Origin of the sequence: Lacrimispora sp., from assembly GCF_047605665.1 — a bacterium.
Taxonomy (GTDB): domain Bacteria; phylum Bacillota; class Clostridia; order Lachnospirales; family Lachnospiraceae; genus Lacrimispora.
In genome coordinates, this window is sequence record NZ_JASGFH010000010.1 from 91546 (window position 1) to 108803 (window position 17258).

At 49.9% G+C, this 17258-nt stretch carries 16 protein-coding genes and 1 other annotated feature; of the genes, 7 read left to right on the forward strand and 9 right to left on the reverse strand.

Features of this window, described 5'->3' with window-relative positions; genetic code table 11:
* Positions 1-13: 13 nt before the first annotated feature.
* From proC to QM657_RS10075, 9 genes are all read right to left on the reverse strand, one after another.
* Complete coding sequence (gene proC / locus QM657_RS10035; protein WP_415066503.1) at positions 14-808, reverse strand: pyrroline-5-carboxylate reductase; 795 nt, start codon at positions 806-808, stop codon at positions 14-16.
* Positions 809-887: 79 nt separating this feature from the next.
* Positions 888-1655 carry a DeoR/GlpR family DNA-binding transcription regulator gene (locus QM657_RS10040; protein ID WP_415066504.1) on the reverse strand — a complete coding sequence of 256 codons (768 nt, stop codon included), beginning with the start codon at positions 1653-1655 and terminating at the stop codon, positions 888-890.
* A gap of 108 nt (positions 1656-1763) precedes the next feature.
* A complete protein-coding gene (locus QM657_RS10045; RefSeq protein ID WP_415066505.1) occupies positions 1764-3164 on the reverse strand; it encodes a GntP family permease in 1401 nt (466 codons plus the stop codon).
* A gap of 31 nt (positions 3165-3195) precedes the next feature.
* Positions 3196-4197, reverse strand: coding sequence for a 4-hydroxythreonine-4-phosphate dehydrogenase PdxA (gene pdxA, locus QM657_RS10050; RefSeq protein ID WP_415066506.1), 1002 nt, complete (start codon positions 4195-4197; stop codon positions 3196-3198).
* A 20-nt stretch (positions 4198-4217) separates the two neighbouring features.
* Positions 4218-5525, reverse strand: a complete 1308-nt coding sequence (locus tag QM657_RS10055; protein WP_415066507.1) for a four-carbon acid sugar kinase family protein — start codon at positions 5523-5525, stop codon at positions 4218-4220.
* A 261-nt stretch (positions 5526-5786) separates the two neighbouring features.
* Positions 5787-7121, reverse strand: coding sequence for a H2O-forming NADH oxidase (nox, locus tag QM657_RS10060; RefSeq protein ID WP_415066508.1), 1335 nt, complete (start codon positions 7119-7121; stop codon positions 5787-5789).
* Positions 7122-7233: 112 nt separating this feature from the next.
* Positions 7234-8109 carry an L-serine ammonia-lyase, iron-sulfur-dependent, subunit alpha gene (gene sdaAA, locus QM657_RS10065; protein ID WP_415066509.1) on the reverse strand — a complete coding sequence of 292 codons (876 nt, stop codon included), beginning with the start codon at positions 8107-8109 and terminating at the stop codon, positions 7234-7236.
* A gap of 13 nt (positions 8110-8122) precedes the next feature.
* Positions 8123-8788: an L-serine ammonia-lyase, iron-sulfur-dependent subunit beta gene (sdaAB, locus tag QM657_RS10070; protein WP_415066510.1), complete on the reverse strand. Its 666-nt coding sequence runs from the start codon at positions 8786-8788 to the stop codon at positions 8123-8125.
* 232 nt (positions 8789-9020) lie between these two features.
* Positions 9021-10187: an MFS transporter gene (locus QM657_RS10075; protein WP_415066511.1), complete on the reverse strand. Its 1167-nt coding sequence runs from the start codon at positions 10185-10187 to the stop codon at positions 9021-9023.
* A gap of 144 nt (positions 10188-10331) precedes the next feature.
* Positions 10332-10593, forward strand: a binding site (T-box leader).
* Positions 10594-10735: 142 nt separating this feature from the next.
* On the opposite strand from QM657_RS10075, the gene trpE reads away from it, so the two are divergent.
* Genes trpE through trpA form a run of 7 tightly spaced genes read left to right on the forward strand, consistent with a single transcriptional unit; the run spans position 10736 to position 17220 of the window.
* Positions 10736-12208 carry an anthranilate synthase component I gene (gene trpE / locus QM657_RS10080; RefSeq protein ID WP_415066512.1) on the forward strand — a complete coding sequence of 491 codons (1473 nt, stop codon included), beginning with the start codon at positions 10736-10738 and terminating at the stop codon, positions 12206-12208.
* Positions 12208-12777 (forward strand): anthranilate synthase component II, encoded by a 570-nt coding sequence (locus QM657_RS10085; protein ID WP_415066513.1) that lies wholly within the window; start codon positions 12208-12210, stop codon positions 12775-12777. Before trpE ends, QM657_RS10085 begins: the two co-directional genes overlap by 1 nt.
* A gap of 14 nt (positions 12778-12791) precedes the next feature.
* Positions 12792-13811 (forward strand): anthranilate phosphoribosyltransferase, encoded by a 1020-nt coding sequence (gene trpD, locus QM657_RS10090; RefSeq protein ID WP_415066514.1) that lies wholly within the window; start codon positions 12792-12794, stop codon positions 13809-13811.
* Positions 13808-14602: an indole-3-glycerol phosphate synthase TrpC gene (trpC, locus tag QM657_RS10095; RefSeq protein ID WP_415066515.1), complete on the forward strand. Its 795-nt coding sequence runs from the start codon at positions 13808-13810 to the stop codon at positions 14600-14602. The genes trpD and trpC overlap by 4 nt, the downstream gene beginning before the upstream one ends.
* Positions 14599-15273 (forward strand): phosphoribosylanthranilate isomerase, encoded by a 675-nt coding sequence (locus QM657_RS10100; RefSeq protein ID WP_415066516.1) that lies wholly within the window; start codon positions 14599-14601, stop codon positions 15271-15273. Before trpC ends, QM657_RS10100 begins: the two co-directional genes overlap by 4 nt.
* On the forward strand, positions 15273-16457 hold the full coding sequence (trpB, locus tag QM657_RS10105) for a tryptophan synthase subunit beta (RefSeq protein WP_415066554.1): 1185 nt from the start codon (positions 15273-15275) through the stop codon (positions 16455-16457). The genes QM657_RS10100 and trpB overlap by 1 nt, the downstream gene beginning before the upstream one ends.
* Entirely contained in the window at positions 16450-17220 is a 771-nt protein-coding gene (trpA, locus tag QM657_RS10110; protein WP_415066517.1) for a tryptophan synthase subunit alpha, read from the forward strand. Before trpB ends, trpA begins: the two co-directional genes overlap by 8 nt.
* Positions 17221-17258 lie beyond the last annotated feature (38 nt).

Below are 17258 nucleotides of genomic sequence, written 5' to 3' on the forward strand. Positions count from 1 at the left end.
CCGTTGTATGGGATTATATTTTTTCACATTTTGCAAAACAGGCGTCAGCCGCCTTGATCACTGCATTTCGAAAACCGTGTTCTTCCAGGGCGGACACTGCTGCAATGGTCGTTCCTCCGGGGGAGCAGACCTGATCCTTTAAAGCACCCGGATGGGCCCCTGTCTCCAGAACCATCTTCGCGCTGCCAAGAACGGTCTGGGCGGCCATCTCATAGGCGGCATCCCTAGGGAGCCCATACTTTACGGCGCTGTCTGCCAGAGCCTCGATGAACATATAAACATAGGCAGGAGAGCTTCCGCTGACGCAGACCACCGCATTCATCAGCCGTTCCTCTACGATCCGCATCTTGCCGAGGGAAAGGAAGATGCTCTCAATGGCCTCTTTTTCCTCCTGGGAAAAATCCTTTTCAGAGAAGCAGACTCCCGTCATGCCCTCTCCAAGGAGAGCCGGAGTGTTGGGCATGGCGCGGACCACCCGGATTTCCTCTCCCAGCTTTTCCCTCAACTGGTCCGTGGTGATTCCTGGGGCAATGGAAATGACCGCATGGCTTTTCGTCACCACAGGCCGGATATCCGCCAGCACCGGGGAGAAATACTGAGGCTTTACGGCCAGCACAACGTATTTCGCCTGGTCTGCGCACTCTGCATTGGTTTTTACGTGAACCACCCCGGTCTCCTCCGTGATCTGTCTGCACTTGTCCGGATTGACATCGGTAAAGACGATGTCTTCTTTTTTATATTCTTTAAGCAGCCCTTTTAATATGGCCCCTCCCATGTTTCCGATTCCTATGATTCCTATTTTTGCCATGGTCTCATTCTCCTGCCTCTCTTATTTCCAGTCCCGAAAAACCGGTTAGCACCATTTTAGCACTACCTTTTTGCCAATGTCAATTTAAGACTTTTTTCCCCGCAGCAGAAATAATCCGGACCGCCTGTTTTCTTAAAACAGATTTTTCCGGCTCCCTAAATTCATAATCCGTTATGATTCCCGTATAGTCTGATAAATGGTTGATCCGGTTCATCCCCTGACGGTTGAACTTGGACTCGTCAACAGCCAGAAAAGACTGCTGGCACTGGCTCATAAGCTGGCGCTTTAAAAACGCCTTATCGATGGAGGGCGTCAGCACATGAAATTCCCTGCTTATGGCCGCTGCTCCAAAAAAACCGATATCAAACCGGAAATCCTCCAGCATCCGGGTGGCATGATATCCTAAAATGCTTCCCGTGGATTTCTGGACGTAGCCTCCGCACACAAAGAGCTCTGCCTTGCTGTTTTTCATCAAAAGAGCGATTTCAAGGTCATTGGTCACGACCGTCATATTTTCCATATCCATAATATTTCTTGCGATCTCATAGGTGGTGGTTCCCGCATCGAGATAAATGCAGGTTCCCTCCCGGATAAATTCCATGCATTTATCCGCAATGCTCTCTTTCTGATCCCGGTTTTTCACGCTTTTTTCCGCATAAGCCACTTCCGTCTTGCTGACCGCCCCGCCGTGACAGCGCTCAATCAGCCCGTCATTCTGGAGCTTTTCCAAATCCCTGCGAATGGTCATGGGACTTACACCAAGTTTTTCTGCCAGTTCCTCCACCTGAACACTGCCGTCTTCCTGGATCATGTTCAGAATCTTAATCTGCCTTTCTGCCATCATCATGTACCTTCTCCTCCTGTTATGGATTTCAAAACGCAAAATTCCCCGCCGCCAGACAAGCGGCAGGGAATCCTTGCTCCGGATCAAATCCCTTGCTTATATCATAAATGATTAAAGAAAAATACTCAATATCAAAACTTCAACAAATCCAACAGCCCAGGCAATTGTGGAGGTGATGGAATAGGTCATGATCTGGTCCTTTACCTCTCCCACTCCCAAAGTCCGGTTTACCACCCAGAAATAGCTGTCATTAAAATAGCTGAAAAACAGAGAGCCGGTACAGCAGGCCAGTGCGCCCAGAATCGGATTCACTCCTGCCGCCAGGATAATGGGAGCCGAAATGCTGGCAGCCGTTGTCATGGCAACCGTGCCGGAGCCCTGGATAAAACGCATGGCAGTTGAAATGATAAAGGGAAGTATAACAATGGGAATTGCAGTGCCGGCAAGAGCCTCTGCCATGTAGGTGCCGAGTCCGCTGTCTTTAATAACCTGGCCTAAAGCTCCGCCGCCGCCTGTTACCAGCATGATAATTCCGGCAGATGCCATTCCAAGCTCCATTTCCTTAATGGCTTCCTGTCTGGTCAAGTTTCTTCCCAGGGTGAAGATCGCCAGCACAAGGCCGATTCCAACAGCCACAATCGGGGAGCCTAAGAACTGGAAAACTGCCATAAAACCGGTTGTCTTTCCCGCAGCGCTGGAAACAGTGCTGATGAGAATTAAAATAATGGGAAGAAACAAAGGTGCAAAGGATTCAAACGCAGAGGGAAGCTTCTCAGAATCGATGGAAAAATCCTGGGAGTAATCCGGTTCCTGATAAGGCATGCGGATAAACCCTTCTTTTTCATCGGGAATCTGATAAATCTTTTTTCCCACCCATCTGGCATAAATCGTACAAACCACTGCCATGGGAATGGAAACCACCATTCCATAGAGAATGAATTTTCCTACATCCACCCCAAAGATTCCGCACACGCCCAAAGGACCGGGAGTGGGAGGCACCATGGTATGAGTGATAACAAGGCCTGCCGCCAAAGCAGCTCCGAGAGAAATCAGGGATTTTTTCGTCACCCTTGAAATGGCCTTTGCAATAGGAGCCAGAATCACGAAGCCGGAGTCACAGAAAATGGGGATGGAAACCAGAAATCCCGTCAGAGCCAAAGCTTCCTCTTCCCGTTTCTTTCCAAAAAGCTTCAAAAAGGTCTGAGCCATACACTTTGCCGCACCGGTCCGCTCAAAGATCTGGCCCATCATAACGCCAAAGCCGATAATAATACCGATGCTTCCAAGGGTTCCCCCGAAGCCCGTTGTAATGGAATTGATGATTCCAAAGGTCTTTCCGTCCTCCAGCTTGATGTTTACCATAGGCATTCCTCCTATAACACCTATGATAAGAGCCGCCATAATCAGAGCCAGAAATGCATGAATCTTGGTTTTCAGCACCAGAAATACTAAAAGCACGATTCCGATACCTAAAGCAACCATCATTCTTTCGCCGCTAAGTCCGCCTACCATAAAGAAACCCTCCTATTAATTTATTTCCCTGTTATGCTTTTTTAAAGCAGGGAGAATATTTTGCCGCAAGTAAAATGGCTTCAATCATGCTGACAGCCGAAGCCTCTCCTTTGCCTGCAATATCAAACGCTGTTCCGTGGTCTACCGAGGTCCGGAGTATGGGCATCCCATTGGTAATGGAAATCGTCCGGTCAAAGTCCAGAGTCTTGGTCGCAATATGTCCCTGGTCGTGATACAGGGAAAGAACGCTGTTATACCGTCCCTGTGCCGCCTGATGGAACACGGAGTCCGCCCCGATGGGGCCTGTCACCGGATATCCTTCCGCCTGCAGCTCCAAAACCGCCGGAGTGATCTCATTTACCTCCTCATCTCCAAACAGTCCATGCTCGCCGCAGTGGGGATTGAGCCCGGCAATGGCCATGGTTCCATCTTCCACGCCCAGACGCCTTAAGGCTTCCAGACACCGCTTTACATAGTCCTTGATTCTGTCCTTGGTGATCAAATCCAGCATCTGTCTCAAAGAAACGTGCCTTGTGAGGAAAAATACTCTCAGCCCGTTTGTCTCAAACATGGTCAGAGGGTCTTCCGTATCGGTCAGGGCGCTGAATATCTCCGTATGGCCGATGAAATGAATTTCTCCTGCCTTTAAGGCTTCCTTGTTGATGGGGGTAGTGGCCACTGCATCGGCTCTCCCCTCATTTGCCAGCCTGATGCTCTCCGCTATGTAATCGTAAGCCGCCTTGCCGCACATTCCGCTGACCTTGCCGAAAGCAAACTGGTCCATGTCAATGTTATCCAGATCGATGAGGTTTAAGATTCCCGCTTCAAACTTTCCCTCTTCCGGCTCCTTAATGGTTTCCACCGTTAAATTTACTCCGGTGATTTCAATGGCCTGCTCCATCACCTTTTTATCTCCTATGATGACGCATCTGGCCGCCGTAAAAACATTGGGCTCTGCCAGAGCCTTTGCCACAATTTCCGGCCCAATGCCCGCCGGGTCTCCCATCGGTATGACGATTAATGGTTTACTCATAAATATTTTCCTCCTTTTATTTACATAAATAATTTTTCTTTCAGATAAGTGATGCAGCGGTTGGCAGCGTCGGATTCTCCCACCATGCCGCCCTTTGTGATGATGGACACTCCTTCAAAGTCTCCCTTTAAAAATGTCCCGTAAGCTGCAAGGGGAAGCACCTCATCGAGCAGGCATAAGCCCGCCGTATGAAACCTTCTGCAGACGGCCACCGTAATATCGCCTCCGCTGCTGTAAATCCCCTTAAAGCTGCTGTTTTCCGAGAAAATCCGGCGGGCGATCTCTGCAAAGGAATCGCATATGATTCCCGTCATTTCATCTATGCCGCCTGCATAACCTGCCTTGTACTCATCAAAGTCAATCCGGTTTTCCGGATAGATTCCGTCTCCCGTAACCGTCAGGATATCGTAGGCGCCGCTGGCCTCCAGCACAGCTTTTGAAACCTTCTTAATCTCATCTTCCCGGCTTTCTTCGCTCTCTAAAAATCTGGCTGTCTCCACAAAAACATTGTGGGCAGTCCGCTGGGTCAGCCACAGCTCTTCCATCTGCTTTTTGGTCACCGGATTCACGCTTCCCACAACGGCCAGAATCTTATTTTTCCGGTCTCTGGTCGGAGGAACAATCAGCTTTCTGGCAATGGTGGCCGTAAACACTCCAGGGTCCACTGCCGCAAATTTCAGCTTGCTGGTGATGGCCGCATCTGCAATCAAGTCCAAATCCTCCTGGGTCACACAATCCAGGACAATGATCCTGCATCCGCTGTCTGCAAGGGCCCTCATCTGATCCGCAAGGGCGTGTTTTCCATCCATCATCCCGTTCATCTCAATGCTTCCCACCTTGTATTTGGTCTGCTGTTTAAAGATTTCACAAACAACAGAGGTGGAAACCGGGCTCTTAGGGTCCAGGGCTGCTTCCGTCTTATGGACGGGAAGGCCTTTGACCAGCATATAGCCGCCGATCACGATTCTGCCTGAGGCAGGAAAACAGGGGGCGCAGATCGCTATGTACTCCGGTCCCAGGGCATCTAAGAGCGCATCGGTCTCGCTCCCTATGTTTCCCCGCAGCGTGCTGTCAATCCGCTTGGAGTAAACGATCACTTCCTCCTTTTTCAGCAGATTGGTCACATTAAACACCCGGTTGTAGGCTGCCGTGCCATCGAGCCCCCGGCTATCCGTCGGATACATGATGCAGTCGCACTGGTCAAAAAGCGACAGATTGAGGCGTTCCGAATTCATCACAGTGTAGGTTCGGTAATTCATCTTCTTTAACAGAACCCCAGTGGCATTAGCCCCCGTCAAATCATCTGCTACCACAACACATTGAGGCATACTTATTCTCCCTTCTCCCTATGATTTCCGGTTTGAAAATGCTCATACCGGAAACGTTTTTGTTTGTTTATGTTCATCACCGTGTTTATTTATGTTCTTAATCTTATATTAGTTGTTCGTTCCTGTCAATATATTTTTCATTTTCTTTCTATTTTTATTTAATTTTACCAATTCTCCTTTCTCTGCCTCTGTTTACCGCAAACAAAAAAAGAACCCGGTACACATTTTTTTGTATACCTGGTTCTTTCTGAATTCTGTCCGTTATTCCGCTCCAAGGGCCGCCATGGTGAAGTAATTATAAGGCTTGTTAAAATGAGGCAGGAATAAGATATCCGTCAATTTTAACCGGTCTATGGTAACCTGCTCCTGAATGGCGAGGGAGAATAAGTGAATGGCCATGGAAATGTCATACTCCGAACACATCTGGGCTCCTAAAATCACACGGGTTGTCTTGTCATAAACGATTCTGATTTTCACCTTGTAGTTGTCATGTTCAATAAAGGCCGGCTTCTGGGTATCCTCATAATCGGTCACTGCCGCATCATAACCCAGGGCCTTTGCCTTGGTATAGGTGATTCCTGTGGAAACCATCTTTAAATTCCAGATGCAGATTCCGTTTGAGCCCTGCACTCCGATGGATTCCATGGAGGTGCCGCAGGCATTGTGAGCCGCTACGATTCCGGAACGGACTGCATTGGTGGCCAGGGCGATATAGCTGGTCTTTTGGATGGAATTGTCGAATACGGTTGCACAGTCACCGATGGCATATACATCGGGCTGGCTGGTCTGCTGGCATTTGTCCACCAGATAGGCGCCGTTTTCAAACAGCTCCAGCCGGTCTTTTCCAAGGCCGCTGTTGGGCTTAAATCCAACCCCCAGAATCACCATATCCGCCTTGTACTCGTGCTTATCGGTAATTACCTTTTCCACTCTGCCGTTTCCTTCGATCTTCATCACGGTTTCGCCGTAAGCCAGGCGGATGCCGCTGTCTTCCAAGTTTTTTGACATGATATCGGAAAATTCCCGGTCATAGTAGCCTGATAAGCAGGTGTTCATGTTGTCGATCAATGTCACATTTTTTCCCACGCGGCGGAAGGCTTCTGCCAGCTCCACGCCGATGTATCCGGCGCCCACAACTGCCACATCCTGAATGGAATCCTGATGAAGCTTGTCAATGACGTCCTTGGCATTCTGGTACAACTTTACAAACTGAACGTTCTCCAGCTCTTTTCCTTCAATCCTGGGAGAGATGGGCAGGGAGCCTGTTGCGAGAATCAGCTTGTCATATACCTGCTCATAGGTTTGTCCGTCCTTGCCCGTCGCGCGGACGATTTTGTTGTCATAGTCAATGGATTCCACCTTTGTTTCCATATAGACCCTTGCGCCCTTTTGCTCAAAGATTTCTTTGCTGCAGTAAAATAATCCGTCAGCCGATGAAATCTGGTTTCCGATCCACAGAGCCATTCCGCAGCCTAAAAAGCTGATGTTGTTGTTGGAATCAAATATGACCACTTCTTTATCTTTATAATTATCTAAAATCGTATTAATTGCTGCTGTTCCGGCGTGATTTGCGCCGATCACTACGATACGTTCCATAAGAGACCTCCTCTTTATCATACGAGTCCGCAGGTTTTATCCTGTTCATTGTTTTCATATGCATTATAACACATCGTTAAAATAAAAACAATTACTATTATTAAAAAGCCCGCTATTCTTTCAGAATCCCCTTACAGAGCTCGCAGGCCGTAGGTGTGGCCGCCGCTCCCCCCAATGCTGTCTCCCGAAGCTCCATGGGCATCCGCAGTCCCACCCGGTAGGAAGCCTCTAAAATCTCGTCAAAGGGAACCACAGACCTGGTGCCGCTTAAGACAATTTCCGCACACACCAGAGCATTGGCCGCTCCAACGGCATTGCGGTTCTGGCAGGGCGCTTCCACCAGTCCTGCGATGGGGTCACAGACCAGTCCCATGAGGTTGGTGATGGCGATGGAGGCGGCTCCCAGGCACTGCTCCGGAGAACCTCCCATCAGCTCTGCCACCGCCGAGGCAGCCATGGCCGCAGACGAGCCCACCTCTGCCTGGCAGCCTCCCTGGGAACCTGCAACTGTGGCGTTTCGCATGATTAAATAGCCCACTGCCGCCGTGTGAAACAGAGCTTTTACCATCTGTTCATCGGAAAAACCGAATTCCTCCTGGAGGGACGTAAAAACCCCCGGAATGATTCCCGAAGACCCTGCTGTGGGCGCTGCCACAATCAGTCCCATGGAAGCATTGACCTCCAAAACACCCATGGCATAGGCAATGGCCTTGGAAGTGACGGTGCCGCAGATGGAATGGCCTTCCAGCCGTCTGGCATTCATCCGGCTGGCCTCTCCTCCGATCAGCCCTCCCATGGACTTTCCCGGCTCTTCGATGGCCTTTCTGACAGCCCGCTTCATGATCTGCCAGGAATGGGCCATGCGGGCCATGGCATCCTCTCTCTTTACCCCTAACTCCTCTTCTTCCCGGCGCAGCATGATCTCAGATATGGGAAGCCCCTGCTCCTTACAGAGCTTCAGCAGCTCATTTCCTGAACGAAAATCCATAAAACTTCCTCCCTTACTCAATCAGAATGGCGCTGAAAATCGATGGATGCTCTTCGATCTGATGGACAACGCTTTCTGAAATGGTTTCATCTGCTTCAATGATGGTATAGGCATTTCTGCCTTTTTCTTCCCTGTATAAATGCATAAAGGCGATATTGATATTATTTTCGCTTAAACAGCCCGCAATATGGGTGATGACGCCCTGGGTATCCAACTGCTTCACAAGAATGGTGCTGTACTCTCCGGAGAGCCTGATGTTCACTCCGTCAATGGCGCTTAACTCAGCTCTGCCTCCCCCGGTGGAAACTCCCCTGATCACCATATGCTCGTCCCGGTCAGTGGTCACGTCAATATCAACGGTATTGGGATGGACATCCAGCTCCTCCGTGTTGATTTCAAAGGAGATGTCCACTCCTCTTTCCTTTGCGATCTTAAGGGAATCGGGAATCCGCTCATCGTCGGCCTGAAACCCCATAATTCCCCCCGCCAATGCCCTGTCCGTACCGTGTCCCCGGTAAGTATGGGCAAAAGAGCCGTAAAGAATAAACCGGGCGGAAACCGGCTCTCCCTTTAACAGCTTCCGGGCCAGCTCTGCAATGCGCAGGGCTCCGGCCGTGTGGGAGCTGGAAGGCCCGATCATATTGGGGCCGATCACATCAAATGCACTGATTAATTTCATAGGCATAAGCCTCCTTCTGAAAATAGAATGTTCATTTATAACACACAATATGCGGCCCTGTTTTACGGACCGCATGAAAAAACTTAACGCGGAGATATTTCAGGCGGAATGGCGCTTTCAAAAGCCTTGCCGCCCAGATTTCTATTATGCTCTTTTTGGGCCTTTCTTATGATCTCGCGCGTATGCTGAAACGCTCATACGCTTGAGCGGCTTGAATCAATTTGTATAAAATTTATTTTAAACTGCCTTTTATCCGGTTCACCCGTTCTACGGTTCCAACGAGAACAGCGGCAAATGCCAGCAGATAAAAGGGATACAGCTTAATGGACACGTATTCCGCCAGAAGTCCCATAAAAAGGGGCATGAGGGCTGCTCCCACATAGGCACACGCCATCTGGATTCCCATAATGGCCTGGGACAGCTCTTTGCCGAAATTCTTTGGGGTTTCATGAAGCATACAGGGGTATATGGGACCGCAGCCCATTCCAACCAGGATGAAACCGGCCCCTAAAAATGTGCTTCCCCTTCCCACAAGGATGGTGAAAATCCCAAAGAGAATGACTCCCTGCCCTATGCGTATCATCTCCTTGTTGGACAGCTTGATGGCAGCAAAACCGTTTAAAAATCTTCCGAAGGTGATTCCAAAGTAAAACAGAGAAGCCCATTTTGCCGCGGACTCCGGGGAGATTCCTTTTTCCATCACCATATAGCTGCTGCTCCAGAGGCCTGCGGTGGCCTCCAGGGCGCAGTAACAGAAGAAAGCCGTAAGAATGGGCTTTGCGCCTTTCATTTTCAGAATTTCCTTTATGGTCAAATGACCGCTCTCTTCCTCTTCCTCCCGCCCCTGCTCAGGGCTTTTCTTCCAGAGGGGAAGGGAAATCATCAGCGCGGCAGCCAGGACGATCTGGATAAAGGAAATGGAACGGTAGCCCATGGACCAGGGTTTTCCGCCGGTAAGAAAGTATCCCATGATATAAGGACCGAGAGTGGCCCCCACACCCCAGAAGCAGTGAAGCCAGCTCATATGCCTCGCCTTGTAATGGAGGGCCACAAAGTTATTCAAGGCCGCATCCACCGAACCGGCTCCAAGGCCGTAAGGGATGGCCCAGAAACAGAGAACCCAAAAAGAACCGGAAATCGAAAATCCCCACAAAGCCATGGCCGTCATTGCCACGCTGACAGCCGTCACCTTTCCGGTGCCGAACTTCCGGATGAGGCGGTCGCTGTTTAAGCTGGAGATAACCGTGCCTCCTATGATGATGGTGGAAACGACGCCCGCATAGGATAAAGGAACGTCAAGCTCCCGGTACATGGCAGGCCAGGCTGACCCCAGCAATGCGTCCGGAAGGCCCAGGCTGATAAAGGATATGTAGATGATGACAAGTAATATAGTTAGCATAATTTCCTCCTGTAAAACAGCAGCCATATGCTGCCATAGTCCATATCATACCACGAAATCCGGGATTTTTTCCATACTATATTGATGAAAAAACAAATTTCCCTATTGACATTTTCATTTCCATCTCCTATACTATACCAAAATAACAAACTGTTGAGCAGGAGTAAGTAAGATTTCTTCATCATGCCCAGAGAGCTTCCGGTTGGTGGGAGGAAGCGTTGATGTTTAATCTGAATGGACCTGCGAGGGCGGCTTGAAACCAGAAACAACTGGGAGTAGATGCCGACGGGTTTCCTATCCGTTACCAAGGGGAGGCACATGTCAGTGTGTTACAGAGCGGAAGAAGTCTATCTTCTTCAATCAGGGTGGTACCGCGGAAAGCGATTTATAAGCTTCCGTCCCTTAGCCATATTCATATGGTTAAGGGGCGGGAGCTTTTTTGATTTTAAGATTATGTCTCGAAAACCCGGACAATAAAGTTGAATCACCCTACGGGTATACCATTATGTCCTGAAAACCCGGACAAAAAAGTTGAAAGGAGTTTAACCATGAACATCACACCGGATTGCAGGGAAATTGAAGCGCTTGCCGCTTCCTATCCCGTCATACCGGTCTGCAGGGAAATCTTTGCAGACATCGTCACACCAATTACCCTGCTGCGCAAGATCGCAGCCTTAGACAGCCGTTATTATCTGCTTGAAAGCATTGAAGGCGGAGAAAACTGGGGACGCTACTCTTTTCTTGGCTATGATCCGGTCTTAAAGATTTCCTGCAGGGATCATGTGGTGACAGTTCACCACTACCACACCAACGAGGCGGATCAGGTGACTGAAACCAGAGAGCCTTACGATGTGCTTCGAACTATTTTAAAGGATTACCGGTCTCCAAAGCTTCCCGGTCTTCCTCCCTTTACCGGAGGCTTCGTCGGATACTTCGCTTACAGCATGATCGGCTATGCGGAACCGGTCTTATCCATAAAAAAAGGGGACTGTAACGATTTTGACCTGATGCTTTTTGATACGGTCATCGCCTACGACCATTTAAAACAGAAGATCAGCCTTGTGGTCAACATGAAAACAGACCGGGTAATGGAAAATTACGGGAAAGCCTGTGCCAGGCTGGAAAGCATCGCAGCCATGATCGCAGAAAACACCCCTTTGAAAAAATCCGCTGTCACCAGCCGTCCCAGCTTCCGCTGCAATGTGACAAAAGAAGAATTCTGCACCATGGTGGAGCGGGCAAAGGAATACATCGTGGACGGAGACATTTTCCAGGCAGTGCTTTCCAGACAGTTTACCAGCGACTACCACGACAGCCTGTTAAACGCCTACCGGGTATTAAGAACGACGAATCCTTCTCCTTATATGGTATATCTCCACATGGATGACATGGAAATCATGAGCACCTCCCCGGAAACCCTGGTCCGCTTAAAAGACGGGCGGCTCACCACCTTCCCGGTGGCAGGCTCCAGGCCAAGGGGAAAAAGCGAGGAGGAAGACAAACGGCTGGAAGAAGAGCTCCTTGCCGATGAAAAGGAACTGGCAGAGCACAACATGCTGGTGGACTTGGGAAGAAATGACTTGGGAAGAATCGCAGCATTTTCCACAGTGGAGGTGACCGGCTATCAGATGATCCACCGCTATTCCCGGATCATGCACATCTGCTCCCAGGTGGAAGCCGATATCACCCCTGACCGGGATGCCTTTCATGCCATCGAAGCAGTCCTTCCGGCAGGAACACTTTCCGGAGCGCCTAAAATCAGGGCCTGCGAGATCATCGAAGAGCTGGAAGCAGAGCCGAGAGGCATTTACGGCGGAGCCCTTGGATACATCGATTTTACCGGAAACATGGATACGTGTATCGCCATACGGATGGCGGTGAAGGTCAAAGAAAAGGTATACGTTCAGGCCGGAGGCGGCATTGTGGCTGACAGCGTGCCGGAGAAGGAATACGAAGAATCGGCAAACAAGGCAAAGGCCGTGATCAGGGCCATTGAAACAGCAGAGGAGGTGAATGACTGATGATTCTCTTAATCGACAATTACGACAGCTTCTCTTACAACCTGGTTCAGATGTTCGGGAGCATTAACCCGGATATCAGGGTCATACGAAACGATGAAATGACCGCAGAGGAAATCAAAGACCTTTCTCCCAGCCACATCATCCTCTCTCCCGGCCCCGGCTACCCAAAGGATGCGGGCGTGTGCGAGGATGTGGTGAGGAAGCTGGCAGGAACCGTTCCCATTCTGGGGGTGTGTCTGGGGCATCAGGGAATCTGCGAGGTATACGGCGCAGAGATCACCCACGCCAGAAAGCTGATGCATGGAAAACAGAGCATCCTCACCATTGACACCACAGATCCCATATTTAAAAACTTAGAAGAACGGCTTCCTGCTGCCAGATACCACTCTCTTATCGCTAAAAAGGAATCCCTTCCCGATTGTCTGGCCGTCATCGCCACCGATGATATGGGGGAGATCATGGCAGTAAAACATAAAGATTACGCTGTTTACGGAGTCCAGTTCCACCCGGAATCCATTTTGACACCGGACGGCAAAACCATACTTGAAAATTTCTTATCCATTGCATAAAGGAGGCAGACGAAATGATTCAGCAGGCAATTCACGAAGTGATCACAGGGCAGGATTTAAGCTTTGACGCAGCCAGAGAAGTGATGAACGAAATCATGAGCGGAGAAACGACTCCTGCCCAGATGGCAGCCTTTTTGACCGGGCTGCGGATGAAAGGGGAAACCATTGATGAGATCACCGCATGCGCCACGGTTATGCGGGAAAAAGCCCTGAAACTGGAACCGGATTTCCCGGTCATCGACATCGTGGGCACAGGAGGCGACGAGGCAGGAACCTTTAATATTTCCACCACCAGCGCATTTGTGGTAGCTGCCGGAGGCGTTCCTGTGGCAAAACACGGAAACCGCAGCGTTTCCAGCAAAAGCGGAGCTGCCGATGTGCTGGAACACCTTGGGGTGAACTTAAACCTCACCTCAGAGCAGTCGGGAAAAATATTAAAGGAAACCGGCATGTGCTTCCTCTTCGCTCAGGCCTACCACTCTTCCATGAAGTACGCAGGCCCTGTCCGCAAGGAATTGGGGGTGAGGACTATATTTAACATATTAGGCCCTCTTTCCAATCCAGCAGGAGCCACCATGCAGCTTCTGGGCGTCTACGATCAAAAGCTGGTAGACCCCCTGGCCCAGGTGTTAAGCAATCTGGGGGTAAAACGCGGAATGGTGGTATGCGGAGATGACGGACTTGACGAAGCCACGGTGACGGGACCTACCCATGTATGCGAAATCCGTTTCGGGGAACTGACCCGCTATGTGATTTCACCGGAGGATTTTTCTTTACAGAAAGCTTCCCTTTCTGATCTGGTGGGCGGCGCACCGGCTGACAATGCCCAGATTACCAGGGATATTCTTTCCGGAAAGCTTCACGGGCCAAAACGGGATATCGTCATCTTAAACTCCGCATTAAGCCTTTATCTGGGAATTGACGACTGCACCATTGCAGAGTGCATTAAAAAAGCGGCAGACTTAATCGATTCCGGAAAGGCTGCTGCAAAGCTGGAAGAATTTGTGAAGGCAACCCAGGAGGTGACTGCATGATTTTAGACACTCTGGCTGCTGCTTCAAGAAACAGGGCACTGGCTGCAAAAATGTTCATTTCCATGGGGGAAATAGAAAAGCTGGCATTTCAGGCTTATGAGAACACAAAGGACCAGACACCTTCCTTTGAACAGGCCCTCTCCTCTCCTGATATGGCCTTTATCTGCGAGGTGAAACGTGCTTCTCCCTCAAAAGGGCTCATTGCCCCGGACTTTCCTTATGTGGAAATCGCAAAGGATTATGAGGCAGCAGGTGCAAATGCGATTTCAGTCCTTACGGAACCGGAGTATTTCCTGGGAAGCAATAATTACCTGACAGAAATCAGGCAGGAAGTGTCCGTTCCCCTTCTGAGAAAGGATTTCACCGTAGACCCTTACCAGATTTATGAGGCAAAGGTCATGGGCGCTTCGGCGATCCTGCTGATCTGCGCTCTTCTGGATACAAAGGCTTTAAAAGAAGGGATTGAGCTTTGCGACAAGCTGGGATTAAGCGCCCTGGTGGAAGCCCATGACGAAGCGGAAATCCATTCCGCCCTGACCGCAGGAGCCAGAATCATCGGCGTCAACAACCGGAACTTAAAAACCTTTGAAGTGGATTTTAACAACTCCATCCGTTTAAGGTCCCTGGTTCCCTCTGATGTGCTCTTTGTAGCGGAAAGCGGAATCAAGACGGAGGATGATATCAGACGGTTATCCGAAGCAGGCGTCAATGCGGTCCTGATCGGGGAAAGCCTGATGCGCTCTCCGGATAAAAAAGAGATCATAAGCGGCTTTAAGAGGGCTGCACGATGAGCAGGAAGAAAAACCGGATTAAAATATGCGGGCTGACCCGCAGGGAAGACATTCTGGCCGTCAACACATGGAAGCCGGACTATATCGGATTTGTGTTCGCCCCCGGAAAGCGTCAGGTTACCGCTTTAAAAGCAAAGGAATTAAAAGAATTATTGCTGCCGGAGATTCCGGCGGTGGGAGTTTTTGTAAACAGTCCGATGGAAGACGTTCTGGCTTTGGCAGAGCAGAAAACCATTGACTGCGTACAGCTTCATGGGGATGAGGATTGTAATTATATACTGGAATTAAAAAAACATCTGGGCCCAGGTGTTCCCATCATAAAAGCCATACGGGTTCAGACGGAGGCGGATATCATACAGGCCGGGGAACTTCCCGCTGACTTTCTGCTTTTTGATACCTATACAAAAGGTGTCTACGGCGGAAGCGGAAAAACCTTTGACTGGTCCATGATTCCAGCCATCAAAACTGCCCAGGGAGCCAGCTCATTGCCCTGGGGGCAAATTCACCGTAAGCCCTGGTTTCTGGCGGGAGGCATTGACGCTTCAAATATAAGGCTTGCCATGGAAACGGATGCATTCTGCCTGGACTTAAGCAGTTCCCTGGAAACAGAGGGGAAAAAGGACCCTGAGAAAATCAGAGAAATCATACAAATAATAAGGAGTAAAGAATGATGTCAAAAGGAAGATTTGGACAGCACGGAGGACAATTTGTCCCGGAAACGCTGATGAACGCAGTCAATGAGCTGGAAGCAGCTTACGAAAAATACAGCAAGGACCCGGAATTTATAGCTGAACTTCAGGAGCTTCACCAAAAATATACCGGAAGACCCTCCCTCCTCTACTATGCAAAGAGGATGACAGAGGACTTGGGCGGCGCAAAAATCTATTTAAAGAGAGAAGATTTAAACCACACCGGTTCCCACAAGATCAATAACGCCCTAGGCCAGGTTCTCTTAGCCAGGAAAATGGGAAAGACCCGTGTTATCGCTGAAACAGGTGCCGGGCAGCACGGCGTTGCCACCGCCACTGCCGCTGCCCTTATGGGAATGGAGTGCGAGGTCTACATGGGTAAAGAGGATACAGACCGCCAGGCCTTAAATGTATTCCGTATGGAGCTTTTAGGCACAAAGGTTCACTCCGTTACCAGCGGAACCCAGACCTTAAAGGATGCGGTTAATGAGACCATGAGAGAATGGACCAATCGGGTGGAGGACACCCACTACGTTTTAGGCTCTGTTATGGGCCCTCACCCCTTCCCAACCATTGTAAGGGATTTCCAGAGCATCATCGGCAAAGAGGTTCGCTCCCAGCTCATGGAAGCAGAAGGAAAGCTTCCTGACATGGTCATTGCCTGTGTGGGCGGCGGCAGCAATGCCATGGGAATCTTCCACGAATTTGTCAATGAACCTTCCGTAAAGCTGGTGGGGTGCGAAGCAGCAGGCCACGGCATTGAAACAGGAAAACACGCGGCCACCCTTACCACCGGCTCCCTGGGAATCTTCCACGGCATGAAGTCTTACTTCTGCCAGGATGAATACGGTCAGATCGCCCCTGTTTTCTCCATTTCCGCAGGGCTCGACTATCCGGGCATCGGGCCGGAGCACTCAGCACTCTATGACTCCAAAAGGGCCAGCTATGTGCCCATTACAGACCAGGAATCCGTTGATTCATTTGAATACTTATCCCGTTTGGAAGGGGTTATTCCAGCCATTGAAAGCGCCCATGCGGTAGCTTACGCCAGGAAAGTGGCTCCTTCCATGGGGAAAGACGAAATCATTGTTATTAATTTATCAGGGCGCGGTGACAAAGATGTGGCAGCCATTGCCCGTTACAAGGGGGTTGATATCTATGAGTAGAGTAAGAGACGTATTTTCAAAAGGAAAGGCATTTATCCCGTTTATCACAGCAGGTGATCCTGATCTGGCCACCACAGAAAAGCTGGTTCCGGCCATGGCAAAGGCAGGCGCTGATTTAATTGAACTTGGAATCCCATTTTCCGATCCGATTGCAGAGGGAATTGTCATCCAGGAAGCCGATATGCGGGCTCTGGAGGCAGGAACTACCACGGATAAGCTCTTTGACTCCGTAAAACGAATCAGAAAGGAAACCGACGTGCCTCTGGCATTTATGACTTACATCAATCCGATTTTCGTGTACGGCAGTGAAAAGTTCATTAAGAATGCGGCAGAATGCGGCATTGACGCTCTGATCGTGCCGGATATGCCCTTTGAAGAGCGTGAAGAGCTTCTCCCCCTCTGCCAAAGGTTTGGAATCGAACTGATTTCCCTCATTGCCCCCACCTCTAAGGACCGGATACAGACCATTGCCTCTGAGTCGGAAGGCTTTATCTACTGCGTTTCCTCCATGGGCGTGACCGGGGTGAGAAAGGAAATCAACACCAACATCGCAGAAATGGTTTCTCTTGTAAAAGAAGTCAAGGACATTCCATGCGCCATAGGCTTTGGAATCTCCACACCGGAGCAGGCAAAGGAAATGAGCCGGCATGCCGACGGAGTCATCGTAGGAAGCGCTATTGTAAAAATAGCTGCCAGGTACGGAAAGGACTGCGTGGAACCCATTTGTGACTATGTGAGGGAAATGAAGGCGGCTATATCCTGATTAGGGTAATGTCAGCGCAGGGATTCACACGGGATTAT